This is a genomic window from Halodurantibacterium daqingense, from assembly GCF_042666235.1.
GTDB lineage: Bacteria > Pseudomonadota > Alphaproteobacteria > Rhodobacterales > Rhodobacteraceae > Halodurantibacterium > Halodurantibacterium daqingensis.
Window position 1 is genome coordinate 296,236 of the sequence record NZ_JBHTFQ010000004.1, and the last position, 24,266, is coordinate 320,501.

21 protein-coding genes and 2 pseudogenes are annotated in these 24,266 nt (G+C 66.9%); 14 read left to right on the forward strand and 9 right to left on the reverse strand.

What is annotated here, in order from left to right; all coding sequences use genetic code 11:
* Positions 1–7: 7 nt before the first annotated feature.
* From dctP to ACFQXB_RS09405, 4 genes are read right to left on the reverse strand one after another with little or no spacing between them, the layout of a single operon-like run.
* Positions 8–1,132, reverse strand: coding sequence for a TRAP transporter substrate-binding protein DctP (dctP, locus tag ACFQXB_RS09390; protein WP_377402625.1), 1,125 nt, complete (start codon positions 1,130–1,132; stop codon positions 8–10).
* A 31-nt stretch (positions 1,133–1,163) separates the two neighbouring features.
* Positions 1,164–2,036, reverse strand: a complete 873-nt coding sequence (locus ACFQXB_RS09395; RefSeq protein ID WP_377402628.1) for an amidohydrolase family protein — start codon at positions 2,034–2,036, stop codon at positions 1,164–1,166.
* Complete coding sequence (locus tag ACFQXB_RS09400) at positions 2,033–2,506, reverse strand: MarR family winged helix-turn-helix transcriptional regulator (protein ID WP_377402631.1); 474 nt, start codon at positions 2,504–2,506, stop codon at positions 2,033–2,035. Before ACFQXB_RS09400 ends, ACFQXB_RS09395 begins: the two co-directional genes overlap by 4 nt.
* Positions 2,499–3,302: a crotonase/enoyl-CoA hydratase family protein gene (locus tag ACFQXB_RS09405; protein ID WP_377402634.1), complete on the reverse strand. Its 804-nt coding sequence runs from the start codon at positions 3,300–3,302 to the stop codon at positions 2,499–2,501. Before ACFQXB_RS09405 ends, ACFQXB_RS09400 begins: the two co-directional genes overlap by 8 nt.
* Before the next feature lie 190 nt (positions 3,303–3,492).
* Between ACFQXB_RS09405 and ACFQXB_RS09410 the strand changes: the two genes are divergently transcribed.
* The 4 genes and pseudogenes from ACFQXB_RS09410 to ACFQXB_RS09425 all read left to right on the forward strand — a co-directional run bounded on the left by ACFQXB_RS09410 (position 3,493) and on the right by ACFQXB_RS09425 (position 9,000).
* Entirely contained in the window at positions 3,493–5,337 is a 1,845-nt protein-coding gene (locus tag ACFQXB_RS09410) for a feruloyl-CoA synthase (RefSeq protein WP_377402637.1), read from the forward strand.
* Positions 5,337–6,095, forward strand: a complete 759-nt coding sequence (locus ACFQXB_RS09415) for an SDR family NAD(P)-dependent oxidoreductase (RefSeq protein WP_377402886.1) — start codon at positions 5,337–5,339, stop codon at positions 6,093–6,095. Before ACFQXB_RS09410 ends, ACFQXB_RS09415 begins: the two co-directional genes overlap by 1 nt.
* Positions 6,092–7,735 (forward strand): acyl-CoA dehydrogenase family protein, encoded by a 1,644-nt coding sequence (locus tag ACFQXB_RS09420; RefSeq protein WP_377402640.1) that lies wholly within the window; start codon positions 6,092–6,094, stop codon positions 7,733–7,735. Before ACFQXB_RS09415 ends, ACFQXB_RS09420 begins: the two co-directional genes overlap by 4 nt.
* 214 nt (positions 7,736–7,949) lie before the next feature.
* A pseudogene (locus ACFQXB_RS09425) lies at positions 7,950–9,000 on the forward strand (IS110 family transposase).
* 276 nt (positions 9,001–9,276) lie between these two features.
* Here the strand turns inward: ACFQXB_RS09425 and ACFQXB_RS09430 are convergent.
* From ACFQXB_RS09430 to ACFQXB_RS09445, 4 genes and pseudogenes are all read right to left on the reverse strand, one after another.
* Positions 9,277–9,473: pseudogene (locus ACFQXB_RS09430) on the reverse strand (transposase domain-containing protein); the annotation flags it as partial.
* A 355-nt stretch (positions 9,474–9,828) separates the two neighbouring features.
* Positions 9,829–10,767, reverse strand: coding sequence for a methylenetetrahydrofolate reductase (locus ACFQXB_RS09435; protein WP_377402643.1), 939 nt, complete (start codon positions 10,765–10,767; stop codon positions 9,829–9,831).
* A gap of 112 nt (positions 10,768–10,879) precedes the next feature.
* A complete protein-coding gene (ligM, locus tag ACFQXB_RS09440) occupies positions 10,880–12,286 on the reverse strand; it encodes a vanillate/3-O-methylgallate O-demethylase (RefSeq protein WP_377402646.1) in 1,407 nt (468 codons plus the stop codon).
* Positions 12,287–12,395: 109 nt separating this feature from the next.
* Positions 12,396–13,133 (reverse strand): GntR family transcriptional regulator, encoded by a 738-nt coding sequence (locus ACFQXB_RS09445; protein WP_377402649.1) that lies wholly within the window; start codon positions 13,131–13,133, stop codon positions 12,396–12,398.
* A gap of 158 nt (positions 13,134–13,291) precedes the next feature.
* Here ACFQXB_RS09445 and ACFQXB_RS09450 point away from each other — a divergent pair, with 158 nt between their 5' ends.
* Genes ACFQXB_RS09450 through ACFQXB_RS09465 form a run of 4 tightly spaced genes read left to right on the forward strand, consistent with a single transcriptional unit; the run spans position 13,292 to position 15,502 of the window.
* Positions 13,292–13,996 carry an alpha/beta fold hydrolase gene (locus ACFQXB_RS09450; protein WP_377402652.1) on the forward strand — a complete coding sequence of 235 codons (705 nt, stop codon included), beginning with the start codon at positions 13,292–13,294 and terminating at the stop codon, positions 13,994–13,996.
* On the forward strand, positions 13,993–14,334 hold the full coding sequence (locus tag ACFQXB_RS09455) for an extradiol ring-cleavage dioxygenase (protein ID WP_377402655.1): 342 nt from the start codon (positions 13,993–13,995) through the stop codon (positions 14,332–14,334). The genes ACFQXB_RS09450 and ACFQXB_RS09455 overlap by 4 nt, the downstream gene beginning before the upstream one ends.
* 3 nt (positions 14,335–14,337) lie before the next feature.
* A complete protein-coding gene (locus ACFQXB_RS09460; protein WP_377402658.1) occupies positions 14,338–15,180 on the forward strand; it encodes a class III extradiol dioxygenase family protein in 843 nt (280 codons plus the stop codon).
* A 4-nt stretch (positions 15,181–15,184) separates the two neighbouring features.
* The gene (locus ACFQXB_RS09465; protein WP_377402661.1) at positions 15,185–15,502 is read left to right on the forward strand and encodes a YciI family protein; all 318 of its coding nucleotides are present in this window, start codon (positions 15,185–15,187) and stop codon (positions 15,500–15,502) included.
* A gap of 610 nt (positions 15,503–16,112) precedes the next feature.
* On the opposite strand, the gene ACFQXB_RS09470 is transcribed toward ACFQXB_RS09465, so the two are convergent.
* Positions 16,113–17,018 (reverse strand): LysR family transcriptional regulator, encoded by a 906-nt coding sequence (locus tag ACFQXB_RS09470; RefSeq protein ID WP_377402664.1) that lies wholly within the window; start codon positions 17,016–17,018, stop codon positions 16,113–16,115.
* Positions 17,019–17,109: 91 nt separating this feature from the next.
* Between ACFQXB_RS09470 and ACFQXB_RS09475 the strand changes: the two genes are divergently transcribed.
* The 6 genes from ACFQXB_RS09475 to ACFQXB_RS09500 all read left to right on the forward strand — a co-directional run bounded on the left by ACFQXB_RS09475 (position 17,110) and on the right by ACFQXB_RS09500 (position 24,266).
* The gene (locus ACFQXB_RS09475) at positions 17,110–18,393 is read left to right on the forward strand and encodes an NAD(P)/FAD-dependent oxidoreductase (protein WP_377402667.1); all 1,284 of its coding nucleotides are present in this window, start codon (positions 17,110–17,112) and stop codon (positions 18,391–18,393) included.
* Between the two features lie 745 nt (positions 18,394–19,138).
* Entirely contained in the window at positions 19,139–20,230 is a 1,092-nt protein-coding gene (locus ACFQXB_RS09480; protein ID WP_377402670.1) for a transporter substrate-binding protein, read from the forward strand.
* On the forward strand, positions 20,227–20,829 hold the full coding sequence (locus ACFQXB_RS09485; protein WP_377402673.1) for an ANTAR domain-containing response regulator: 603 nt from the start codon (positions 20,227–20,229) through the stop codon (positions 20,827–20,829). Before ACFQXB_RS09480 ends, ACFQXB_RS09485 begins: the two co-directional genes overlap by 4 nt.
* The gene (locus ACFQXB_RS09490; RefSeq protein ID WP_377402676.1) at positions 20,810–21,694 is read left to right on the forward strand and encodes an ABC transporter permease; all 885 of its coding nucleotides are present in this window, start codon (positions 20,810–20,812) and stop codon (positions 21,692–21,694) included. The genes ACFQXB_RS09485 and ACFQXB_RS09490 overlap by 20 nt, the downstream gene beginning before the upstream one ends.
* Positions 21,694–22,614, forward strand: a complete 921-nt coding sequence (locus tag ACFQXB_RS09495) for an ABC transporter permease (protein ID WP_377402679.1) — start codon at positions 21,694–21,696, stop codon at positions 22,612–22,614. Before ACFQXB_RS09490 ends, ACFQXB_RS09495 begins: the two co-directional genes overlap by 1 nt.
* 26 nt (positions 22,615–22,640) lie before the next feature.
* A complete protein-coding gene (locus ACFQXB_RS09500) occupies positions 22,641–24,266 on the forward strand; it encodes an ABC transporter substrate-binding protein (protein ID WP_377402682.1) in 1,626 nt (541 codons plus the stop codon).

A 24,266-nucleotide genomic window follows, 5' to 3' on the forward strand; every position in this document is an offset into this window, starting at 1 on the left:
GGTTGCCTCAGCCACCGTAGGCGGCAGGATCGACGTTGTCCCAGACCTCGGCCTGAACGCGCTCGGCGATGGCCGCCGGATCGCCGTCAAGTTCCTCGACGATTGCAGTCCATTTGTCCACCAGGCCCAGGAAGATCTCGACCCGCTCTTCGGCATCGGCAAGGCCGAACTGCTGCTGTGCGCGCGTGATGGCATTGGCGCGGTCCGCTTCGGCGAATGCCTCGCTTGCGGCCAGAAGCTCGGCGTCGGGTTCCACCCGCTCGATCCCCGCCTCGGCGGCGGCGGCCTGGGCCTCTTCGCGCATCGTATAGCCCCAGCGCTGCGTGAAGTCGGCATTTGCCCGGTTGGCCGCGCGGATGATCGCCGCGCGATCCTCGGCATCCAGCGATTGCCAGACCGGCAGCGAGAAGGCGAAGTTCGACGTCGCGTGATAGGTGCCCAGCGGCAGCTCCGAGTAATGCGTGGCAAGTTCGATCAGCCGGAACGACAGAAGGTCGGCGACCGAAGCCATGCTGCCGTCGATGACGCCCTGCGACATGGATTCGAACTGATCGTTCACCGACACATCCGTGGGCACCGCGCCGAAATGTTCCGCCCACCGCGAAAACGGCGCCCCGCCCGACCGGAGCCGCAGACCGCGCAGATCGGCCGCCGTGCGCACCGGCCGGTTGGTCAGCACGGTATAGACGTCCGAGGAGCCGGAGCCGAGATAGACGATCCCGAAGCGGCTCATCTCCTCCTGGCAGGTAGCGCAATTGACCATGTATTCGGTCATCGCGGCCGCCATGGCATGCGGGCTGCGCCCCGACAGCGCCATTTCCCCGGCCAGGGCCATGTTGGGCAGGTCGGCGGGGAAATAGAGCGGCAGCAGATTGCCGACCTCGACCAGTTGCGATTGCAGCGCATCCTTCATCTGGCCCAGCGTCACGACCTCGGTGCCGAGAATCTGTGCGGTCAGGCGCCCGTCGCTCTCCTCGGGCAGATACTGCGCGAAATTGGTGTAAAGCACACCATTGGCCGGATGCGGGGGCGGGCCGCCCGGGGCGGTGCGCAATTCGCGGGCCTCGGCGCCCGCGGCAAGGCCCAGCACCACGGCAAGGGCCGCAGCAGCGGTGGTCTGCAGAAGCTTCATGATCTCTCCTCCCTGATTGATCGTCTTCGGTTCAAAGGTTCAGAAGGCGCCGCGCATTCTCCTTCAGCAGAAGCGGGCGCACTTCGTCGCGGATGTCGATCTTCTCGAAATCCGCGAGCCAGCGGTCGGGCGTGATGGCCGGCCAGTCAGACCCGAACAGCATCTTCTTCTTGAGCAGGCTGTTGGCGTATTTCACGAATATCTCCGGGAAATAGCGCGGTGACCAGCCGGACATGTCGATATAGACGTTGGGTTTGTGGGTCGCGACCGACAGCGCCTCTTCCGTCCAGGGGAAGGATGGATGGGCCATCACGATCGGCATGTCGGGAAAATCCACCGCCACATCGTCGATATACATCGGATTGGAATATTTCAGCCGCATCCCCATGCCGCCGCGCATCCCCGACCCCACGCCGGTCTGGCCGGTGTGGAACAGCGCCACGGCGCCCTCCTCGGCAATCGCTTCGTAAAGCACATAGGCCGCGCGATCGTTCGGATAGAAGCCCTGCATCGTGGGGTGGAACTTGAAGCCCCGCACCCCGAACTCGCGCACCAGGCGCCGGGCCTCGCGTGCGCCGGCCTTGCCCTTGGCCGGATCGATCGAGGCGAAGGGGATCATGATATCGCTGTTCTCGGCGGCAATCCGTGCCACATCCTCGTTGGAATAGCGGCGAAACCCGGTCTCGCGCTCGGCATCGACAGGAAAGATCACGCAGCCGATCTTGCGTTCCCTGAAGTAATCTGCCGTCTGCTGAACGGTCGGCAGGTGGTTGTGTCCTACCGGGTTCTTGAAATAGGCCGCCATGCCGGCCTGAAACTCGTCATATCCATCATCGCGCGGACCGCAGCAGGGTTCTTCGGCATGAGTATGGAAATCGATGGCGATCAGATCGTCGATGTTCATTTCGCTCCGTCCTCCGGCAGATCGAGGTATTTGCGCAGCAGGCGCAGCAGGTCCGCCTCCTCGGCGGCGCTCAGGGTTTCCTTGGGCCGCGCCTCATGGGCGCGCCAGCGCGGAAGGTGACGCGCGACAAGATTCTGGCCTTCGCCCGTCAGCCGCAATTCGACCGAGCGGCGGTCGTCCTCGGGGATGGCCCGTTCAACCAGCCCCGCATCCTCCATCGTGCGAATCATCTTTGTCATATGCGCGCGCTTGATCATCAGCCGCTGCGCAAGCACACCCTGCCGGATGCCGGGATTGCGATAAAGGATGATCATTACCGAGAATTCCCCCGGACGCAGGCCGAGATCGGCCAGCCCGGTGTAGAAATCCTCGAAGCTGGTCAGCTGACCGAGGCGCAGCAGAAATCCGAGCGAGGACCGAAGCGGCCCCATGTCGATGCCCCGCGCCTCGGCCTGGGACAGCTCAGCCATGGGCCACACCCTTGGGGATGTCGAGGGGGCGGGCGCGTTTCTCGAGGAAGGCGCGCAGCCGCTCCGCGGCCTCGGGCGTGGCCGAGGTCAGCGCCGACATGATCGATTCGACGAACAACCCATCCTCGGACGACATGTCCTGGATGCGTGGAAGTGCGTTGAGGATCGCGTAATTCGACAGTTCCGCGTTGCTGGCGGCGATGTTGGCCAGTTCCAGTGCCCGGTCCAGCGCGCCCCCCGCAGGGGCAAGATACTGAACAAGGCCCCAGCGCTCGCCCTCTTCGGCGGTGGCGACGCGGCCCGTCAGCATCAGGTCGCCCATCCGCGCCGCCCCCATCAGCCGCGCGATGCGCACCGCGCCGCCGCCGCCGACAAAGATGCCGCGCTGACCCTCCGGCAGGGCAAAGAAGGTGGTGGCATCGGCCACACGAATATGCGTCGAGGCCGCCAGTTCCAGCCCCCCGCCGACCACCGCGCCGTGCAGCGCCGCGACATAGGGAATGGTGCCGCGTTCGATCATTGCAAAGACCTCGTGCCAGCGGCGTGATCCGCGCACCCCCTGGATCGGCGTCTTGGTCACATGTTCGCCCAGATCCAGCCCGGCGCAGAAATGCTTGCCATGCCCGTGAATCACCGCAGCACGGGCTTCTGTCTCGGCGCGGCGCACGGCCTCGGCAAAGGCCTCGATCACGCGGTCGCTGATCGCGTTGCGCTTGTCAGGCCGGTTCAGGCCGATCAGCGCGACGGGTCCGCGCAATTCGTAGGTTATCAGTGCTTCGGTCCCCGTGCCTTCCATCGCATCATCCTTCTTCGCTTTGGCACAGGTTAGCGGCAGTTCGCGGAAAAAGTCCACAAGTGTTTTGTTTCCATGTAGACAAAATCGCATGACCCCTTAAACTGCAGGCCAGAGAACCCGGGGTGTCGGACAGGGGGGTCCGGTCCCGCCCGGGGAAGGCGGGGCCAGCCCCGGGGGAGGACGAGAAACCATGTCAGACACAGCCATTCAGCCAGCCGCGCTCTGGTCACCGCAGATCCTGATGGAAGAGCGGCCCTGCGGGACCGTCATCGTCCGGCAGGCGGCACCGCTGGAACCCTATCCGCCACGGATGAACGACCGGCTGCTGCACTGGGCCGCCGAGGCCCCCGACCGGATCTGGATGGCTCAGCGTGACGGCGACGGCTGGGCCACCGTGACCTATGCAGAAGCCGCCCGCGCGGTTGCCGCCATTGCGCAGGGATTGCTGGACCGCGGCCTCTCGCAGGACCGGCCGCTGCTGATCCTGTCGGGCAACAGCATCGCCCATGCGCTGATGGCCCTGGCCGCGCAACATGTCGGGATCCCCTCGGCGGCGATCGCACCGGCCTATGCGCTTGTCTCGACCGATTACGGCAAGCTGCGCGACATTGCCGGGCAACTGACGCCAGGCATGATCTTTGCCGAGGATGCCACCCCCTTCGCCCCGGCGATCGAGGCGGTCTTCGGCCCCGAGGTGCCGGTGGCTTCGGTAACCGGAACGCTTCCGGGCCGCGACTGCGTGACGCTTGCCGAATTGCGCGCAACCCCCGTCACCGAGGCCGTCGATGCCGCCTTTCAGGCGGTTGGTCCCGACACGGTCGCCAAGTTCCTGTTCACATCGGGCACGACCGGATCGCCCAAGGCGGTGATCCAGACTCAGCGGATGCTGTGCAGCAATCAGGAAATGATCGTGGACTGCTATGCCTTCCTGCGCCAGCGGCCGCCGGTGGTGGTGGACTGGGCGCCCTGGAACCACACGGCCAGTGGCAACAAGGTGTTCAACCTCGTGCTGTACAACGGGGGCACCTATTACATCGATGACGGCAAGCCGACGCCGAAGGGCATCGCCGCCACGATCCGCAACCTGCGCGAAATCTCGCCCAGCTGGTATTTCAATGTTCCCGTCGGCTATCAGATGCTGCTGGATGCGATGGAGACGGATGACCAGCTGCGCCGCACCTTCTTCCGGCACCTGTCGATGATGATGTATGCCGGCGCGGGCATGAGCCAGCCGGTCTGGGACCGCCTGACCGCGGTGGCCGATCAGATGGTGCCGGGGGGCGTTCTGCTGGCCACCGGGTTCGGCTCGACCGAAACCGGCCCCTTCGCACTGATGTGCACCGAGCGGCAGGATCAGGCCGGCAACCTGGGTGTTCCGGCGCGCGGCGTGGTGCTGAAGCTGGTGCCGCAGGGCGACAAGCTCGAGGCGCGGGTGAAAAGCCCGTCGGTCACGCCCGGCTACTGGCGCAACGAGAAGCTGACCGCCGAGGCCTTCGACGAGGAGGGATTCTATCGGTTCGGGGATGCGTTGCGCTTTGCCGCGCCGGGCGATCCGGAGCGCGGCTTCATCTTCGATGGCCGGCTGGCCGAGAACTTCAAGCTGGATACCGGCACCTGGGTCGCGGTGGGGCCGCTGCGCGCAGCCTTCACCAACGATCTGCGCGGCCTGGCCAGCGATGTGGTGATTGCCGGCGAAAACCGCGCCAGCCTTGCCGCGCTGGTGGTGCCGGACTGGTCGGCGCTGCGCGCGCTTGCCGGCGAGGATCTGGAGGGCGCGGCGCTGCTGGCCCATCCGCGCGTGCGCGACCGGGCCGCGCAGATGCTGGCCGATCACGCGCGTCGTGCCACCGGATCCTCGACCCGGGTGACGCGGATGATGTTCCTCGAGGATCCGCTGGAATTCGACCGTGGCGAGGTCACGGATAAAGGCTCGATTAATCAGCGCGCGGTATTACGGCATCGCGACGAGCTCGTGCAGGCGCTTTACAATGACGATCCGCGGGTCATTCTGCCCGCGCAAACCGGAGGGGAATGATGCAGGTTCAGGGGGCGACAATCGTGGTCACGGGCGCGGGCTCGGGCCTGGGGGCGGCAACCGCGCGCCATCTTGCGGCGCATGGGGCCTCGATCGTACTGCTTGACCGCAACGCCGATGCGGCGCGCAAGGTGGCCGCCGAATTCGGTGGTCTGGCGGTGGAATGCGATGTGACCGACCCGACCGAGGCGCGCGCCGCCCTTGCCCAGGCGTCCGAGCTTGGGCCGATTCGCGCGCTGGTCAATTGCGCGGGCGTGGCGGCGGCGGGCCGCATCGCGACCCGGGAAGGCGCGATGCCGCTCGAGGATTTCGAGCGGGTGATCCGCATCAACCTGATCGGCACCTTCAACATGCTGCGGCTGGCCGCCGACCGGATGGCAAAATCGGATCCGCTTGCCGATGGCGAACGCGGGGTGATCATCAACACCGCCTCGGTCGCGGCTTTCGACGGGCAGATCGGCCAGGCAGCCTATTCCGCTTCCAAGGGCGGGGTGGCGGCCCTTGCCCTGCCGGCTGCGCGCGAACTCGCCCGCTTCGGGATCCGGGTCAACACCATCGCCCCCGGGATCTTCCTGACCCCGCTGCTGGAGGAGCTTTCCGAACCCGTGCGTGCAGGTATCGCCGCCGCCGTGCCCTTCCCCGAACGGCTGGGCGATCCGGCGGAATTTGCCGAGACGGTGCGCTTCTGCATCGAGACGCGCTATCTGAACGCCGAAGTCATCCGGCTGGACGGCGGCGTCCGGCTGCCTCCGAAATGAGCGCCGCCGCCGGGTCCGCCCCGGCCCCCGAACCGGCACGCACGCCCGGCTGGGCGCGCAGCCTCGCGCTTTTGCCGCTCACCCCCGGCTGGGGCGCGCTATGTGCCCGCGATCCGGATCTCGATCTTGCCACCGCGGCTGCCGTGCTCGAGGAAGGGGCGCGCTTTGCCGCAGGTCGGATCGCACCGCTGAACGCCCCCTCGGACCGGATCGGCTGCACGCTTGAGGGCGGGCGGGTCCGCACGCCGCCGGGCTTCGCCGACGTCTATGCCGAGATGGGACGCGATGGTTGGCTGGGCATCGACCTGCCGGCAAATCTTGGCGGTCAGGGCCTGCCGCTGGTGCTGCATGCCGCCGCCTCGGTCGGCTTCGACGGTGCGGCGATGGCCTTCATGATGGCCAGCGGCAGCAGCCGCGCAGCCGCGCATATGCTGGTGCAGGTGGCGCCCGATCTTGCCGCCGAATGGGTGCCACGGCTGGCGGCGGGCGACTGGGCCGCGACGATCTGCATCTCCGAACCTGACGCAGGCTCGGATGTCGGGCGGATCCGCACCCGCGCCGAACGCGGGCCCGATGGCTGCTGGCGCGTCACCGGCACCAAATGCTGGATCAGCTTCGGTGACCATGACATGGCGGGCCGGATCGGCCATTGCCTGCTCGCGCGTACCGGGCCGGGCATCGGCACCCGCGGGCTCAGCCTGTTTCTGGTGGCGGACCAGCTTGACGACGGGCGGCGCAACCGCATCAGCGTCACGCGGCTTGAGGAAAAGATGGGCCTGCACGGCTCGCCCACCTGCGTGATGGCGTTCGACAGCGCCGAGGCTATCCTTCTGGGCGAAGAGGGGCGCGGCCTGCCGCAGCTTTTCGCGATGATCGAGCGGATGCGCCTGCAGACCGCCTGCCAGGGGCTGGGCATCGCCGAAACCGCCCTCGATATCGCGCGCGCCTATGCCGAAACCCGGCTGCAGGGCGGCGACCCTGCAGCGCCGCCGCTGCCGATCCTGCGTCATGTGGACGTGCGCCGCCAGCTCCTCGCAATCGCCGCCCCGACCGAGGCGTTGCGCGCCCTGATCCTCGAACTCGCCACGATGGACGACCCCGCGCTTGCCGGGTTCCTGCTGCCGCTGGCCAAGAACTTCGGCGCCGAAACCGCCTTTGCCGCCGCGAGCGGTGCGATGCAGGTGCTGGGCGGGGCCGGTTATACCCGAGAATGGCCCGTCGAACAGCTGCTGCGGGATTCGCGCGTCATCGCGATCTATGAGGGGACGACGGGCATGCAGGCGCAGGATTTCCTGCTACGGCGCCTGCTGCGCGATCGCGGTGCGGCCCTGGCAGCCTTCCGTGCCCGCGCCCTGCCCGAAATCGCCCGCGCCGATCCTGCTGCCCGCAGCACGGCCGAGACGGTCATCGCGCGCTTCATCGCGCTGTCCGAACGTCTGCTGGCCGACGATGCGGGGGCCGAGCGGGCCGCCGACGGCTATCTGCGCGCCGGATGGCATGCGGTCTGCGCCTGGATGGCTTGCCGGCTGGTCAGCGCAGAGGATGCCGATCTGAACGCAGCCGGCCGGTTCCTGCTGCATGTCCTTCCCGCCCGGATGGCAGAGGCCGAAAACCTCTGCACCCTGCCCGACTGGATCTGACCCCAGGCGCCCCGCCCCGCGGCCCCAAAGGGGGGGTGGCACCACAGCCACTGCCCAGGCGGCAGCCTCCGCAGAGCGAGCCCTTCGGTCCGTCTCGGCCTCCGCCAGAGGCACAGAGGCCATTGCGGCCCGGCCTGTCAACGCTTCTCGGCGAATTCAGCGCGTCGGCCCCCAAGGACCGTAAGCGATGGGATGGACGTCCCCGGCGGCATGGATGCTCCAAGGTGGCGGGTGTCGAGGCACCGCGACGGAGGGAGCGTCCAGGGGAGCGGTTGGCATCATCGGCCGGGATTTGGCCAAGAACGTGTTTCAGGCGCATGACGCTGCGGCAGACGGGGGGATGTGTTCCGCCGCAAGCTGTCGCGGGTCCAGCTGTTGAAGTTCATGGCAGTGCTTTCATGGTGGCGATGGAAGCCTGCGCCAGCGCGCATCACTGGGGCCGGGCGATCGGGGAGCTTGGCCATGAGGTGCGGCTGATCCCGCCGGCCTGTGGGAAGCCGTCCGTGAAGCGGCAGAAGAACGGCATGGCGGATGTCAAGGCGAACGCGAAAGCCGCGTCGCGTCCGACCATGCGGTTCGTCGCCGTGAAGCGCGAGGCCCCGCAGGCATCCGCGAAGGCCTACCGGACCCGGGATCTTCTGGTTCGCCAGCGCATGCAGACGATCAACGCGCTGCGGGCACATCTGGCCACGCAGGGCATCGTCGCCCCCACCGCGCCTACGCATGTCGGCCGCCTCGCAGCCATCATCGATGGTGACGATGGCCTGCTGCCTGCAGCGGTGCCTTCTGCTGGCCAGATCGCCGGATTGGCAGAGAAGATTGCAGGCCGCGATGCCGCGTTGCGCAGGCGCGTGACCAGTGACGACACGGCGCGGCGGCTGACGACGGTCCCGCGAGTGGCGGCGGTGACCGCGGCAGCGATCACCAGCTTTACGCCAACGATGGAGACCTTCTCGCAGGGCCGTGATTTGCCGCCTGGGTCGGCCTCGCACCGCGGCAGCATTCGAGCGGTGGCAAGGGCCGTCTTGGCCGAACCTCGACGATGGGCCAGCGCGACATTCGGAGGCTGCTGATCGTTGGGGCCATCGCTGTCCTGCGATGGGCCGCACGCAAGGGTGCCCCGACGGCTCCTGGCTCGACCGCATGCTGGCGCGCAAGCCGAAGATGCTGGTCACGGTGGCCTTGGCCAACCGCATGGCCCGAACCGCCCGGGCGATGCTGCGCAGGGCGAGGAATACCGGGATCCGGCGATGGCGGCCGCATAGGCTGGTGTCGCCGGTTGTCCCCGGATGTGAGAGGGGCGAGGGAAGGTAAGGGCGGACGGTCAAGAGACCCGGACGGGAGAACCAGCATCCCGGACGGAGCGCCATCGAGCGCGGGTAAGCGAACTGGTCCTGACCTGCATATCTCCATACAGGCCCGCGGCGCATGACAGGCCGCAACTTCGAGGCCGGACACACGACCGCACCTGATCACATGCCCGACTGTGCCCAAGAGTCCGCTTGCATCCGAGGGGCGTCCGCGCACGTCCGGCTTGACCGCTACGCGTGCCATTTCCACGGCAGCAGGTCATCGACCTTCGTGATCTTGTAGTCGAGATTCGTGCGGAGCTGTCGGCAAGCCATGCCTGGGGATCGACCGCATTGAGCTTTGCCGTTTCGATCAGGGTATAGGCAATAGCGGCAGCGTTCCCGCCTGCTGCGGAGCCGACGAGGAGGTGGTTCTTTCGCCCCAGCGCGAATAGCTGGCATGGAAAGCGCGCCCGCAGTCACCCGAAAGTGCCCTTGGACCCGGCGGCGGCGGGAGTCCGCAAGCCGATCCGGCCGGGCTGCGCGGGCCGGTGGGCGGCATGTGCCCTGCGGCCAGATCGCAGCGGGTGTCGAATGGCCCCTCGCCGGCCGGACAAGGGCCAACGGAAAAGCCTGTCGCCCCTGCGCGCCCGGATGCAGTGGATCGGGCTGCGCGCGGCGTCGATGCAGGGGTAGCACCCGCACAGGCAATCGTTCCCGACCCGCTGCGGAGCCGGAGGGTTGGGGATCCGGCGCGCCCGGCCAGGCGTGGCCGGCACTTCGCCCTGATCGCAAGCGGCAGGATCAGCCGCCCGCGCGGTCGCGCTCGGCGGCGGCCGGCGCAAGGCCTGCGCGGTCGTTCATCCATTCGGCGCTGGCGCGGATGCCGCCCAGCGGAAAGACGTGAATGCGGCGGATGGCACTGTCGGGATGGTTGGCCTGCCAGTCGGCGATGCCGGCCAGAACCTCGTCCGGGGTGAAGGGCACCAGCAGTTTCGAGACATCCATCGCCCGCTTCTGCAGAACCTGGAGCGATGGCCCCACCCCGCAGGCAATGGCGAACTTGATCAGCGTCGAGAGCTTGGTCGGCCCCGCGATGCCCAGATGGATCGGCAGGTTCACCCCCGCCGCGGCGATGCGCTGCGACCATTCCAGCGCCGGCGCGGGATCAAAGAGGAACTGCGTCACGATGGCCATGGAGGCATCGGTCCGCTCGGAAAAGGCCTGCTTCCACCGTAGCGCCTCGTCCACCGCCTTCGTCCCGCCGTCGGGATCGATATCGCGGTTGCCCTCGGGATGGCCCGCCACATGCAGCGCGCGGAAGCCGTGGCGGTCGAAAAGCCCCGTCTCCATCAGGCCGATCGAACTGTCGAAGGCACCGCGCGGCGCGGCAACACCCCCTGCGAGCAGCAGCCCCCGCTCGACCCCCGCCTCGTTGCGGTAGCGCAGGATCCAGTCTTTGAGGACTGTCGCATCGGGAATGATCCGCGCCGGAAAATGCGGCATGACGTCAAAGCCCTCGTCGCGCAGGCGGCGGGCGGTCTCCACCATCTCCTCGATCGGGGTGCCGTCGATATGAGCGATATAGACCAGCGTGCCACGCGGCAGCAGCGCACGGAAATCCTCGATCTTCGCGGCGGTGCGGGGCATGACCTCGATCGAATAGCCCCGGATCGTGTCGGCCAGCCGGGGCGAGAGGCCTGCCGGTTCGTCCTTTCGCCCGAAAAGATTGAGCAACGCCATGATGATCCTCCGCGAGACGGTTTCTGAACCGGGCCGGCCCTGTGCAAGCGCGGCCCGATGCAGCGGGACAGAGGGCGGGGGCTACACGCCCCCACCCGGGTTATTGCCGGCTTCAGGCGGTCCGCTTGGTCCGCCAGCTTTCGGCATAGTTCTCGCGGGCTTCGCTTGCATAGGGCGTGGGCGAAACGCGGACCCGGATCTCGGCCTGTTCGTGGCGCTCGACCGAGGTCTTGCCCGACCCGCCGTTCGGCTCGCCCCAGATCAGGGTGAGCACATCGCCTTCCTGCACATCCGCATCGACCACGCCCAGCGACAGCAGGCAGCGCTCGTTGAAGCTGTAGCCATTGAACATCGACAGACCAACCATCTTGTCGCCGTGCATCACCTTGTCGAAGCTCGACGAGGCATAGTTCGGCTGCGGGAAGTCGATCCATTTCTTGTTCGGCTCGCCCTTCTTGAAGGACGACGCGATGACGTTCATCACGTCCTCGGCGTTCCATTCGAAGGTCACCTTCTTGCGGCGCACCTGATCCTTCATCTTCTCCAGCGCGGCGCGGCCCACGAAATCATGGTCGAACTTGACATAGATGCCATAGCCCAGCTCGTAGGGGTTGGTGTAGTAATCGCGAATGTCATCCGAGATGAAGCTGCCACCAAGCGAGCCGTTGGCCTCGTAGCTGTCGGCGCCCAGCCACTTGCGGTATCCTTCCAGCTCGGGGCTGGTGTAGATACCCGGCAGCGGCGAGGGGATCCAGCCCGACTCCAGCGTGTTGGTCGAATAGGCGCGGCTGCCGACCTGGTGCAGATCGACCCCCGCCTCTTCGGCGGCCTTGAGGATCGCAGCGCGGATCTCGTCCTTTTCGTCATAGGGGCCCCAGATTTCCAGCCCCGGCGCACCGGCCATGCCGTGACGCAGTGCGCGCACCTTGCGGCCGGCGATGTTCACCCAGTCGACGTGGAAGAACTTGATGTCCGGGATCGGGCCGCCGTTCATCTTCTCGAATATCTTCGGCGCCTCGGGGCCCTGGATCTGGAAGCGGTAGTGGATGCGGGTGACCAGCTTGCCGTCGGGGCGCGAGGGCGACCGCGGGCTGTGCGTGAGCTTCACGTCATGCTTGCCCAGCGAGGCATTATAAAGCAGCCAGTTCGAGGTGGGCGCACGACCGACCGAGACGAACTTGTTCTCGTTCTCGCGGAACATGATGTGATCGCCGATCACATGGCCTTCGGGCGAAACGGGCACGAAATGCTTGGCGCGGTTGGTGCCGAAATTCGCAAAGCTGTTGATGGCAAGCCCTTCAAGGAACTTTGCCGCATCCGGGCCTTCGATCACCACTTCGTCCATGTGGTGCGACTGGTCGAACAGAACCGCCGAATCGCGCCATGCCTGCTGTTCGCTGCGCCAGTTCGTGAATTCGGGCGCCACGACAGGGTATACATACATGCCGATACGCGAATTGCGCAGCAGCGTTGTCGCAGGGGTCTCCTGCAGGATGTCGTGGAGATTCTTGTGGCTCATCGTGATTCCTCCCGTTACGCCTCGTCAATTGTATACATTGGATGCAAAGCGCAGGACAAATGCAAGTCGAAAATGCAGATTGCCGCAACGCTCCGATGTCCTGGCGGCCTTATTCGATGATGAAGGACAGCGCCGGCACCTGTGACATCAGGCTGCGATCCTGTGACAGGATGTATTCAAGGTTGCCGCGCGCGATCCGGGCATGTTCGCGCACCAGCGCCTCGGCGCGGGCGCCTTCGCGGTTGCGGATCGCCTCGCCCATGCGACGGTGCTGTTCCTGGGCCAGGTGCAGCGAATGCTCGAACGCCTCGACGGCCGCCCGGTTCGGAATGAAGGCAGAAGGCGAGGCGAAGGGCAGCCGCGTGGCGCGGGCAACCTCCTGCGCAATGATCTTGCTGCCGGAAAGGCTTGCCAGCGCGGCATGCAGATCGGCGTTCAGTTCGGCATAGCGCTCGAAATCCACCGCAGCGCGATCGCTGCCCGGAAAACAGGCGTCCAGCTGTTCTATGATGTCCAGAAAGGCCTGCATGCGATCCTCGGGAACGCCCCGCTCGGCGGCAAGGCGCGCGGCGGTGCCCTCGACGACGCCCCGCAACTCGATCGCGTCGATCACATCGGCAGCGGTGAAACTGCGCACCATGAAGCCGCCGTTCTGCAGCCGTTCCAGCAGCCCCTCCTCGACCAGGCGCGACATCGCCTCGCGCACCGGCGTGCGGGAAATCTCCAGCTGGTCGGCGATATGCACCTCCAGAAGGCGCATGCCGCCGGGCAGTTCTCCGCGCAGGATGCGCCGCCGCAACTCGGCCAGGGCGCGCTGGCCGTGGTTCTTCTCTTCCGCGATACCCATGGTCTTTCTCCGTTATACCTGTCCTGCGTGCCACAGCCCAAGAATTCAGGCAACACCCCTCGTCACCCGCCATGTATGCATAAAATCCCGCGACAAGGCTTGCCAACCGCGAATCTCCGCCATAAAGTCCCGTCAATGTATTCATTTGGGGGCAAGGGATGCTGACAGCAGTGCTGATACCCGGATTGATCTCGGACAGCCGGATCTGGCGGCCGCTGGCGACGGCGCTCAGCTCCGAGATGGCCCTGCACCAGCCGGACCTCGCGCAGATGACGGGAATAACCACGGCCGCCGAACAGATCCTTGCCGATGTGGACGGGCCGCTTCTGGTGGCGGGCCATTCGATGGGCGGCCGGATCGCACTTGAAATGGCGCGGATCGCCCCCGACCGCGTGCGCGGCCTGATCCTAGCCAATACCGGCCACGGCCCCCTGCGCGAGGGCGAGCCTGCACAGCGCCAGAAGATGATCGACCTTGGCCATCAGGACATGGCCGCACTTGTGGATCTGTGGCTGCCGCCGATGGTCGCACCCGCGCGGCGCGGCGATGCCGCCCTGATGGACAACCTGCGCGACATGGCACTGGGCGCCAATGCCGCCTGCCATGAACGGCAGATCCGGGCACTGATGGCGCGGCCCGATGCCGGGCAGTATCTGGCGCAGATCCGCTGCCCCGTCCTGCTTGTGACCGGGCGCGAGGATCAGTGGAGCCCGATCCGCCAGCACGAGGAAATCGCCGCGGCCGTGCCCGAAACCGAGCTGGTCGTGATTGAAGACGCCGGCCATTTCGCGCCGATCGAACGCCCCGAGGCCGTGCGCGACGCGGCACTGGCCTGGCTTGCACAGAAGGGACTGCACGGATGACAACACCGAACCCGATCCCCGACACGCCGCTTTTCGACCGCAAGGGCTCGATCCGCGGCTATCGGATGAACAAGATGGCGATGGCCCTTGGCAACCCGGCCAACCGCAAGGCGTTTCTCGAGGACGAGGAGGCCTATCTCGACCGCTTCGGCCTGACCGCGGAAGAAAAGACCGCCGTCATGGCCCGCGACTGGCACGAGATGGTGCGCCTGGGCGGCAACCTGTTCTTCATCCTGAAAATCTCGGCCGTCGATCCGGTGCCGATCACCCAGATCGGCGCGGCGCAGGCGGGAATGGAACACGGGGCATTTCTTGCCCAACGGCTTGGAAAGGTCTGAGACATGGCGCAAATCATCGGCGGGCTGGGCACCAGCCACGTTCCCTCCATCGGCGTGGCGCTGGATCGCGGCCTGCACGACACGCCCGACTGGAAACCCTTCTTCGACGGCTACGAGGCCGGCAAGCAGTGGATGCGCGACGCGAAGCCGGATGTCGCGGTGGTGATCTTCAACGATCACGGCAACAGCTTCTTCCTGGATCGCGTGCCGACCTTCGCGGTGGGCGTGGCCGAAACCTACAAGCCCGTTGACGAAGGCTGGGGCCCGCGCGCGATCCCCGATTTCCAGGGCGCCGAGGACCTGTCCTGGCACCTGGTGGACAAGCTGGTCGAGCGTCACTTCGACCCGCTGGTCTGCCGCGAGATCGAAGTCGATCACGGCCTTCAGGTCCCGATGGAGCTGTTCTTCGGCCGCCCCGACGCCTGGCCCGTCAAGGTCGTCCCGATCTGGGTCAACACGATCCAGTATCCGATCCCCACGCCCCAGCGCTGCTGGGACATGGGCCGGGTGCTGCGCGAGGCGATCGAAAGCTGGCCGGGGGATGAACGGGTGGTGATCCTTGGCACCGGCGGCCTGTCGCACCAGCTTCAGGGCGCCCGCGCCGGTTTCATCAACCGCGAGGCCGATCTCGCCTGGCTGGATGGCATCGCCACCGACCCCGAGCATTACCGCAACATGACCCGCGAGGACTATGTCGAGCAGTTCGGCTCGGAAGGGGCGGAACTGATCATGTGGCTGGTGATGCGCGGCGCGATGGACGCAAAGGTGAACCTGATCCACAAGCATTACCATGCCCCCGCCTCGATGACCGGCGCGGGCATGGTGGTGCTGGAAAACGCAGGGTAGGCGCGTGTTCTTCCTCATGCACTGCCTGCATCATCCCGGGATGGATGCCGCCCGGGATGAGCACCGCCCCGCCCACCGCGCCTGGGTCGGCTCGGGTGGCGGCGGGATCGTCTCGGTCCTGATCGGTTCGGCGCTGCTGGACGGGGGCGCGTCGGTCGGCAATTTCGGGATCCTTGAAGCCCCGGATGCAGCCACCGCCCGCGCCTTCGCCGAGGGCGACCCGTTCCACCGCGCGGGCATCGTGTCCAGCATCACCCTGACCCCGCTTCCCGACAGCTTTCAGGCCGACCGGATCACCAATCCGATGAGTCCCCGGCTCTGACCCTGCCGGAACCGCGGCCGGCCGGACCAGACCCCCGCAGCCCGGCTCGGGAAGCATGGCCACCGCGCCTGCGCCGGAACCCTGGCCCGCGTCCGCGCAACGCAGCGACCTGAGCTGGCGCGGCCGGACTCTCGGGTGCTTCCTATCGTTGCGCGAGGGGCGTCACAGGGACGCAGCGCGGCCGCGCTGCTGCGCGTTCAAACGTGCATGGCGAGCAGCGCGAGAAGGCCGTCGAAAGCAACAGGGCCGTCATCGGGCACCAACGCGACGCTGCCTTGGGCCCCTGACGGCTGGGCAGCGCGGTTCCTTCAAGCAAAGCATCATCCGCCAAGGCGGCGACAGCGGCCGTCACTGCCGGCGCCACGGCAATGCCGCAAGGGGAAGGCAACGCCGATACCCGAGCCGGATGCGCAGCCGACCCTGCGGCCGATTGCCGAACCGGAGCCACCGCGCGCGCCGTGCTTCGGCGCCATGGGCCATGGAGCCGGATGACGCAACCCTGGAGGCAGGCTTGCCGCGCCGGGCGTTGAAGCGACGATCCCGATCGATGCAGAGGAGGCGGCCGCGCCTTGCGGGGCCCGCGCAGCCTGCCAACGGGGCTTGCTGCTGCTCAGGGCCCCGCGCCGTCGCGGACACTGGTCTCGGCCAGCCACGCCCGGAAGGCGATCAGCGGCGGATGGTCGGCCCGATCAGGCGGCCAGCACAGGTAATAGGCCTCGGGCGCGGGGTGGGGGCTGTCGCTCAGGGGCTGCAGGCTTCCCGCCGCAAGCTCGTCGGCAATCAGGAACCGCGGCAGCAGGGCCACGCCCAGCCCCGCCTTCGCCGCCTCGATCACCAGGGTGAACTGGTCGAAAAGCATCCCGCGCACATCCGCCGCATCCACCCCCTGCGCGATGAACCACCGCTCCCAGGCATCCGGGCGGGATACCAGATGCAGAAGCGGCGCGCGCCGGATATCAGCCGGCACCCGGACGATGAACCGCGCCGCGAGGGCGGGGCTGCAGACAGGCACGACATCCTCGTGTCGGAACAGCATCATCTCGGCCCCGGCCCAGTCCGCATGGCCGAAGTGGATTGCGGCATCCACCGCCTCGAGCGCGAAATCGAAAGGGGCAAGCCGGGTGACGATATTCACCCCCACCTCGGGGTGCAGCGCGAGGAACCCGCCCAACCGCGGCGCCAGCCAGCGGGTGCCGAAGGTCGGCAGCACGGCAAGCGTCAGCGTGCCCCCCGCGGGATTGGCACGCAGGTTCAGCGAGGCCGTGCTGATCTTGCGCAAGGCATCGCGGATCTCGCGCGCATAGGCTGCCCCCGCCCTTGTGAGGCGGATCGTCTGCCGTTCGCGCAGGAACAGCGTCACGCCAAGCTGCGCCTCCAGCGCCCGGATCTGGCGCGACACGGCACTTTGGGTCAACGACAGTTCACGCGCCGCCTCGGTCACGCTTTCGGTGCGGGCCGCGGCCTCGAACGCCGTCAGAAGCGCAAGCGAGGGCAGGAAACGGCGCGGGATCTGCATCTCATTCCTCCAGGGCATGACCTCTGGATCAATCTTCGCTTTGCAGCGCGCGTGCAAGCGGCGAAACTGGTCTATCTGCACGGAGACCCACATGCTCAACGATCCCCGCTCTCACGGCCTATGGGAGAAATCCGCCCCCGAGGCGCCCGCAACCGCCCCGCTTTCGGGTGAGATTACCGCCGATGTCGCCGTGATCGGGGCGGGATACACCGGGCTTTCGGCGGCGCTGCATCTTGCGGAAGGCGGGGCGAGCGCCGTGGTGCTCGAAGCGGCCGAAATCGGCTTTGGCGGTGCGGGGCGCAATGTCGGGCTGGTGAATGCCGGCATGTGGGTCATGCCCGATACCCTGCCCGGGGTTCTGGGGGCGGTTCACGGCGACCGGCTGCTTGGCGCCCTCGGGGATGGGCCGGGCGAGGTATTCGACCTGATCTCCCGCCATGACATCGACTGCGAAGCGGTCCGCACCGGCACGCTGCATTGCGCCGTGGGCGCGGCGGGCATGGCCGAGCTGCGCGACCGCGCCGTCCAGTGGCAAAGCCGCGGCGCGCCGGTGCATCTTCTGGATGCCCGGGAGGCCGAGGCGCGGATCGGATCGCGCGCCTATGCCGGGGCGCTACTGGATCTGCGCGCGGGCACGGTGCAACCGCTGGCCTATGCGCGGGGCCTTGCCCGTGCCGCGCTGAAGGCAGGTGCCGTGATCCATACCCGCACACCCGTGGGGGCGTTGCAGCAGGCTGACGCCGGCTGGCAGCTTGTGACGCCGGAAGGGCGGGTGCATGCGCGGCAGGTGCTGATGGCGACCGATGCCTATACCACCAGGGTGTTTCCGGAACTGGCCACCGAACAGGTGCGTCTGCCCTATTTCAACATCGCGACGGTGCCGCTGTCGGACAATCTGGCCCGTTCGGTCCTGCCCGAACGTCAGGGCGCCTGGGACACGCGCGAGGTGCTGTCGTCGTTCCGCTTTGACCGGGAAAACCGGCTGGTCTTCGGCAGCGTCGGTGCGCTGCGCGGACCGGGCGCCGCCCTGCACCGGAACTGGGCGCGCCGCGCCATCCGCAGCATCTTTCCGCAGCTCGAGGGCGTGGCCTTCGAGTCCGAATGGTATGGCCAGATCGGCATGACCGCCGACAACCTGCCGCGCTTTCACCGGCTGGCGCCGGGCATCATCTCGTTCAGTGGCTACAACGGTCGGGGCATTGCACCCGGGACCGTCTTTGGCCGACTGGCGTCCGAACTGCTTCTGGGCCGGATCAGCGAGGATGACCTGCCCCTGCCCCGCACCGATCCGGCGCCGGCCCGCTTCCGCACCGCCCGCGAAGCCTATTACGAAATCGGCGCGCAGCTTGTGCATCTGACCGCGAACCGCGTGTGAGGCGCGCACCCGGAAAGCTGGTGACGCCCGCCGCCGCCATCACCTGTCGCGGGTGGCAGGCTGCGCGCTGACACCTCTTGCCTTGGAACAGATCGGGCGGGCGTCCTGCCCCGGCCGGGCCAAAAGGCGCGGATCCGCCTTCAAGCGGATTTCCGGTGCGGTCACGGAGACAGGCTTGCCCCCGTAGCGTCTGGCGGTGCCCTGCGCTCCGCCGCCCGGGCAGGCACTCGGTCCTGCGCGTTTCGGGTTTTCTGACGTTGGCGATCGGGCGCAAATCGGGGCGCGCCCAAGCGGATTCAGCACATCCTCCCGGGCCGCGTAGCGCACAGGAAAAAGCCTGTCGTGAACGCGACAAACCGGCGTCATCGTCCGCGTCGCGGCAACGGCGTCTTGGCGCGAGAGTCGTAACGCGTGGTGAATCCGCCTTTCCTGCCGAAAGCGCGTGCATCACTTCATGGCCGCGCCGGTCCTCCCGCCCACCTCCCGGCAGCACTTCTCTGCATGCGACCTGCGGTGGGCCGCCGTCTCTGCCCATTCTTGTGGCACGCGTCGAAAACCCTGCCCCCGATCTGAGCATTTCCGGCCTTTGCCTTCGGGCAAGCCCGCCATCGAAATCTCTGCTTGACGTGGGTTCCGCCACGGGCCTAGCTGAGGACACATTCGGAAAAACCGACCGGCACTCATGCCCCGTTCCAGGCCGTCCCGCACCGGCGCCCTGGCCGGCGCTTTTGGCATTGGAGGCAGCATGCGGCGGCGCGTCGAGATCGGCTTGCTCTATTCGCTGGAAGGGAGCTATGCGCTTCTCGCCCAGGCCGCGCGCACCGGTGCACTCCGGGCGATGGCCGCGGTCAACGCCGATCCGGCACTGGATCTGACGCTTGTACCTGTCGAACGTGATCCCAGAGGAAATATCGACCTTTACGGCCCGCTCTGCGAAGAAATCCTGCGCGATACCACGGCGCGGCATGTGGTTGGCTGTGTCACCTCCTGGAGCCGCAAGGAGGTGATCCCGACGCTGGAAAAGGCCGGTGGAACCCTCTGGTATGCCATCCCCTACGAAGGGTTCGAGGCAGCGGACTGCGTGGCCTATACCCATGCCTGCCCGAACCAGCACCTTGTTCCGCTTCTGGACTGGGTCTTTCCGCACCACGGACGGCGGGGATACCTGACCGGATCCAACTACATCTGGGGATGGGAAATGAACCGCATCGCCCGACAGGTGATCGGCGATGCAGGCGGCGAGGTGCTGGGCGAACGTTACCTGCCGCTCGGATCGACCGATGTGGATCGCCTGTTGGCCGAGATCCGCGCGACGCGGCCGGATTTCATCCTGAATTCGCTGATCGGCCCGTCCTCCTACACCTTCATGCGGGCCTATGCCGCTCTGGGCCGCGAAGACCCGCATTTCCTGCCTGCCCGCTGTCCGGTCCTGTCGTGCAACGTGACCGAATGCGAACTGCCCGCCCTTGGCACGGCCGGCGAGGGCCTCGTCGCCGCCGGCCCCTATTTCCGAGGCGCCACCGGGTGGCCTGCCTGGGGCGCCCCTTTCGGCAGTTCGCACGAGGCCGCAGCCTATGCCGCGGTTCGCGAACTTGCCGCCCTGCTGGCGCATCGCCCCGGGGCCGAGATGCTCCCGCTCGTGCAGCTTCTTAAGGGGCGGCCCGGCGCCATCGACCCGCAAACGCATCACACGACGCTGCCGGTGCTGATCGCGCAGATCGAGAACGGGGCCTTTGCGGTCCGGGCCGAGCTTCCAGCCGTGGCGGGCGATCCCTACCTCTCGCACCGAAACCGGCGCAGCGTTCCGCCCGCGCCGCGGCTGACGGTCGTGTCATGAGGCGAGGGTTTCGCATCCCCGAACTGGGTGGCGCCCGGGTGGTGATCCTGCACCGGCCCCATCCGAACGTGCAGGCGCTTGCGCGCCAGCTTGTGGCCATCGGCCTGCGCGTGACCGAAAGCTGGCCCGATCCTGGACCCGAGGCACTGGCGGCCGACTTCATCTTTTTCGACGCTGACATGGGCTATGACCAGCAGTTCCCCTGGCGTGCGGGGGAATCGCCCATGCCGATGGTCGCGATGATCGGCTCCGAGGCGCCAGGCCGGATCGAATGGGCCCTGGCCCAGGGGGCGCATGCGCAGCTGCTGAAACCGGTCGGCACCAACGGCGCCTACAGCGCGCTTCTGATTGCGCGACAGGCCTTCGAGGCACGCCGCGCCCTGTCGGCGGAGATCGCCGATCTGCGGCGCCGGCTCGCCGGCCGACAGACGGTGGTGCAGGCGGTGACACTGCTGGCTGCGCGCGGGAAATGCGAGATCGAGGCCTATGCGCAACTGCGCCAGCTTGCGATGGCCTGGCGCGAACCGATCGAGGATGCCGCCGCCCGGATCGTGGCGCAACAGATGCAGGACGACGGGAATGACCGCACACACGGCTGATCCGCTTCCACCGCCCGCAGGCGCCCTGCGCCGACTCTCTCGGCGTCCGCTGGCGCTGATCGGCCTCGCCATCATCGTGATCGCGGTGCTGGGCGCCCTTCTTGCCCCCTGGCTGACACCCCACGCCCCCAATGAACAGTATTTCGACGGGTTGACGCTGGAGGGCGCGCCAATGCCGCCCGGCGGCGCCTTTGCCCTGGGGACCGACCTTCTGGGCCGCGACCTTCTGACCCGCATCCTGTATGGCGCCCGGACCTCGCTGGTGATCGGAATCGTGGCAAACGGGCTTGCGTTGCTGATCGGGACGGTGATCGGGGTGACAGCGGGATATTTCCGGGGCTGGCTGGGCACCTTGCTGATGCGCTTCACCGACCTGATGATGGCATTCCCCGCCCTTCTTCTGGCGATCTGCCTGGCGGCGATCTTCCGGCCCTCGCTCTGGATCGTGGTGATGGTGATTGCGCTGGTGAACTGGGTGCAGACCGCGCGGGTGATCTATACCGAGACGACCTCGCTGGCCGAGCGCGAGTTCATCGCTGCTGAACGCACCCTTGGCGCGGGCACCTTCCGCATCCTTGGCCTGCACATCCTGCCGCATCTGGTGCCCACGATCATCGTCTGGGGCACGCTGGGAATTTCGACGACCGTCCTGCTGGAGGCGACGCTGAGCTTTCTTGGTGTCGGCGTTCAGCCGCCGGTCCCGAGCTGGGGCAACATCATCTTCGAGAACCAGACCTGGTTTCAGGCCGCGCCCTGGCTCGTGTTCTTTCCGGGGCTGGCGATCCTGATGCTGGCGCTGGCCTTCAACCTTCTGGGCGATGCATTGCGCGACGTGCTGGACCCGACGCAGAGGGGGCGTGACTGATGGCCGTCTATCTTGCCCGCCGTCTGATACAGGCTGCCCTCATCCTGCTGGGCGTGTCCTTCATCACCTTCTTCCTGCTGTACGTGCTGCCTGCAGATCCGGTGCGCCAGATCGCCGGACGATCCGCCACGCCGCAGACCGTGCAGAACATCCGCGAGCAGCTTGGCCTCGACCAGCCGTTTCTGGTGCAATACGGGCGCTACCTTGCGGGGCTCGTGCAGGGGGATCTGGGGCGCTCCTATCTGCAGCGCTCCGAGGTTTCGGCCCTGATTGCGGCACGGTTGCCGGCGACGCTGCAACTGATGGCGGCAGGGATCTTCTGCGAACTGCTTCTGGGCCTTGGCATGGGCATCATCGCGGCGCTGCGCCGCGGGCGGGTGGCTGACCAGGCGCTGATGATCTCCTCCTTCGTCGCCGTTTCGGCGCCGCAGTTCGTGGTGGGCCTGTTGCTGCTTTACGTCTTTGCGGTGCAGCTGCGCTGGTTCCCGATCGGGGGCTATGGCACGCTTGCGCATCTGGTGCTGCCGGCGGTGTCGCTCGGGATCATGGGGTCGGGCTGGTACAGCCGGATGATGCGCTCCTCGATGATCGAGGTTCTGCGTCAGGACTATATCCGCACGGCGCGGGCCAAGGGGCTGTCGCGGGGACGGGTGGTCCTGCGCCACGCGCTGCCGAACGCGATCCTGCCGATCATCGCCATGATCGGCATCGACATCGGCATCTTCATGGGCGGGCTTGTCGTGGTCGAAAGCGTCTTCGGCTGGCCCGGGATCGGCCAACTGGCCTGGCAGGCGATCCAGCGCGTCGACATTCCGATCATCATGGGGGTCACGCTGGTTTCCGCCCTTGCCATCGTCCTCGGCAATCTTCTTGCCGATCTTGTCACCCCTTTCATCGACCCACGCATCAAGCTGCGCTGAAACAACCACAACAGGAGAGACGAGACATGAAATACTGGCTTTGCAGCACTGCCCTGGCCCTGACCTTGGCCACGCCGGGTCTTGCGCAGGATGATCACCTTGACCCCAATGCGACCCCGGGCGGCGGGATCGTGGTGACCTACAAGGACGACGTGGCGACGCTTGATCCGGCGATCGGCTATGACTGGCAGAACTGGTCGATGATCAAGTCACTGTTCGACGGCTTGATGGATTACGTGCCCGGTACCACCGATCTTCGCCCGGGCCTCGCAGAAAGCTACGACGTCTCGGAGGACGGGCTGACCTATACCTTCCGGCTGCGCTCCGGCGTGACCTTCCACAACGGCCGCGAGATGACGGCCGAGGACGTCAAGTATTCGCTCGATCGCGTGACGCGCCCCGAAACGCAATCGCCCGGCGCGGGCTTCTTCGGCATGATCGAGGGATTCGAGGCAGTGGAAAGCGGCGCGGCCGACAGCCTTTCGGGGGTGACCGTCATCGACCCGCAGACCGTCGAGATCCGGCTTTCGCGTCCCGATGCCACCTTCCTGCATGTGCTCGCGCTGAACTTCGCCTCGGTCGTTCCGCAAGAGGCCGTCGAAGCAGCCGGTGACGACTTCGGCAAGCAGCCCGTGGGAACCGGCGCCTTCCGGCTTGCCGACTGGACCATCGGCCAGCGCGTCGTCTTCGAGAAGAACGCGGACTACTGGCGCGCTGGCCTGCCCTACCTGGACACGATCACCTTCGAAGTCGGGCAAGAGCCGGTCGTGGCGCTTCTGCGCCTTCAGAATGGCGAGGTCGATATCCCCGGCGACGGCATCCCGCCCGCCAAGTTCCAGGAGGTGATGAACGATCCCGCGCAGGCCGAACGCGTCGTGATCGGCGGCCAGTTGCACACCGGCTACATCACGCTGAACGTGACGATGGAGCCCTTCGACCGCCCCGAGGTGCGTCGCGCGATCAACATGGCGATCAACAAGGACCGGATCGTCCAGATCATCAACGGCCGCGCGGTGCCGGCGAACCAGCCGCTGCCGCCGTCGATGCCCGGTTATACCGAGGGCTACGAGGGCTATGCCTATGATGTGGAGGGCGCGAAGGCGCTGCTGGCCGAGGCAGGCCTTGCGGATGGGTTCGCGACCGAGCTTTACGTCATGAACACCGATCCGAACCCGCGCATCGCCCAGGCCATCCAGCAGGATCTGGCGGCGATCGGCATCCAGCTGCAGATCCTGTCGCTTGCGCAGGCAAACGTGATCGAGGCCGGCGGCACCCCCGGCGGCGCACCGATGATCTGGTCGGGCGGCATGGCCTGGATCGCGGACTTTCCCGATCCGTCGAACTTCTACGGCCCGATATTGGGCTGCGCCGGGGCGGTTGAGGGGGGCTGGAACTGGTCCTGGTATTGCAACCCCGCGCTGGATGCGATGGCGGTCGAGGCCGACAGCATGACCGGTGAGGACGAAGCCGACGCCCGGCTTGCGAAATGGTCGGATGTCTACATGGGCGTCATGGAAGACGCGCCCTGGGTGCCCGTGTTCAACGAGCAGCGTTATACCATGAAATCACCCCGCATGGGCGGCGATGACGCGCTTTACGTCGATCCCGTCGCGATCCCCGTCAACTATGACTACGTTTATGTGACCGAATAA

What these genes read in the sequence shown, in the direction of transcription:
- dctP (WP_377402625.1), bottom strand. Translation starts at nt 1,132, where the DNA reads ATGAAGCTTCTGCAGACCACCGCTGCTGCGGCCCTTGCCGTGGTGCTG.
- ACFQXB_RS09395 (WP_377402628.1), bottom strand. Translation starts at nt 2,036, where the DNA reads ATGAACATCGACGATCTGATCGCCATCGATTTCCATACTCATGCCGAA.
- ACFQXB_RS09400 (WP_377402631.1), bottom strand. Translation starts at nt 2,506, where the DNA reads ATGGCTGAGCTGTCCCAGGCCGAGGCGCGGGGCATCGACATGGGGCCG.
- ACFQXB_RS09405 (WP_377402634.1), bottom strand. Translation starts at nt 3,302, where the DNA reads ATGGAAGGCACGGGGACCGAAGCACTGATAACCTACGAATTGCGCGGA.
- ACFQXB_RS09410 (WP_377402637.1), top strand. Translation starts at nt 3,493, where the DNA reads ATGTCAGACACAGCCATTCAGCCAGCCGCGCTCTGGTCACCGCAGATC.
- ACFQXB_RS09415 (WP_377402886.1), top strand. Translation starts at nt 5,337, where the DNA reads ATGCAGGTTCAGGGGGCGACAATCGTGGTCACGGGCGCGGGCTCGGGC.
- ACFQXB_RS09420 (WP_377402640.1), top strand. Translation starts at nt 6,092, where the DNA reads ATGAGCGCCGCCGCCGGGTCCGCCCCGGCCCCCGAACCGGCACGCACG.
- ACFQXB_RS09435 (WP_377402643.1), bottom strand. Translation starts at nt 10,767, where the DNA reads ATGGCGTTGCTCAATCTTTTCGGGCGAAAGGACGAACCGGCAGGCCTC.
- ligM (WP_377402646.1), bottom strand. Translation starts at nt 12,286, where the DNA reads ATGAGCCACAAGAATCTCCACGACATCCTGCAGGAGACCCCTGCGACA.
- ACFQXB_RS09445 (WP_377402649.1), bottom strand. Translation starts at nt 13,133, where the DNA reads ATGGGTATCGCGGAAGAGAAGAACCACGGCCAGCGCGCCCTGGCCGAG.
- ACFQXB_RS09450 (WP_377402652.1), top strand. Translation starts at nt 13,292, where the DNA reads ATGCTGACAGCAGTGCTGATACCCGGATTGATCTCGGACAGCCGGATC.
- ACFQXB_RS09455 (WP_377402655.1), top strand. Translation starts at nt 13,993, where the DNA reads ATGACAACACCGAACCCGATCCCCGACACGCCGCTTTTCGACCGCAAG.
- ACFQXB_RS09460 (WP_377402658.1), top strand. Translation starts at nt 14,338, where the DNA reads ATGGCGCAAATCATCGGCGGGCTGGGCACCAGCCACGTTCCCTCCATC.
- ACFQXB_RS09470 (WP_377402664.1), bottom strand. Translation starts at nt 17,018, where the DNA reads ATGCAGATCCCGCGCCGTTTCCTGCCCTCGCTTGCGCTTCTGACGGCG.
- ACFQXB_RS09475 (WP_377402667.1), top strand. Translation starts at nt 17,110, where the DNA reads ATGCTCAACGATCCCCGCTCTCACGGCCTATGGGAGAAATCCGCCCCC.
- ACFQXB_RS09480 (WP_377402670.1), top strand. Translation starts at nt 19,139, where the DNA reads ATGCGGCGGCGCGTCGAGATCGGCTTGCTCTATTCGCTGGAAGGGAGC.
- ACFQXB_RS09485 (WP_377402673.1), top strand. Translation starts at nt 20,227, where the DNA reads ATGAGGCGAGGGTTTCGCATCCCCGAACTGGGTGGCGCCCGGGTGGTG.
- ACFQXB_RS09490 (WP_377402676.1), top strand. Translation starts at nt 20,810, where the DNA reads ATGACCGCACACACGGCTGATCCGCTTCCACCGCCCGCAGGCGCCCTG.
- ACFQXB_RS09495 (WP_377402679.1), top strand. Translation starts at nt 21,694, where the DNA reads ATGGCCGTCTATCTTGCCCGCCGTCTGATACAGGCTGCCCTCATCCTG.
- ACFQXB_RS09500 (WP_377402682.1), top strand. Translation starts at nt 22,641, where the DNA reads ATGAAATACTGGCTTTGCAGCACTGCCCTGGCCCTGACCTTGGCCACG.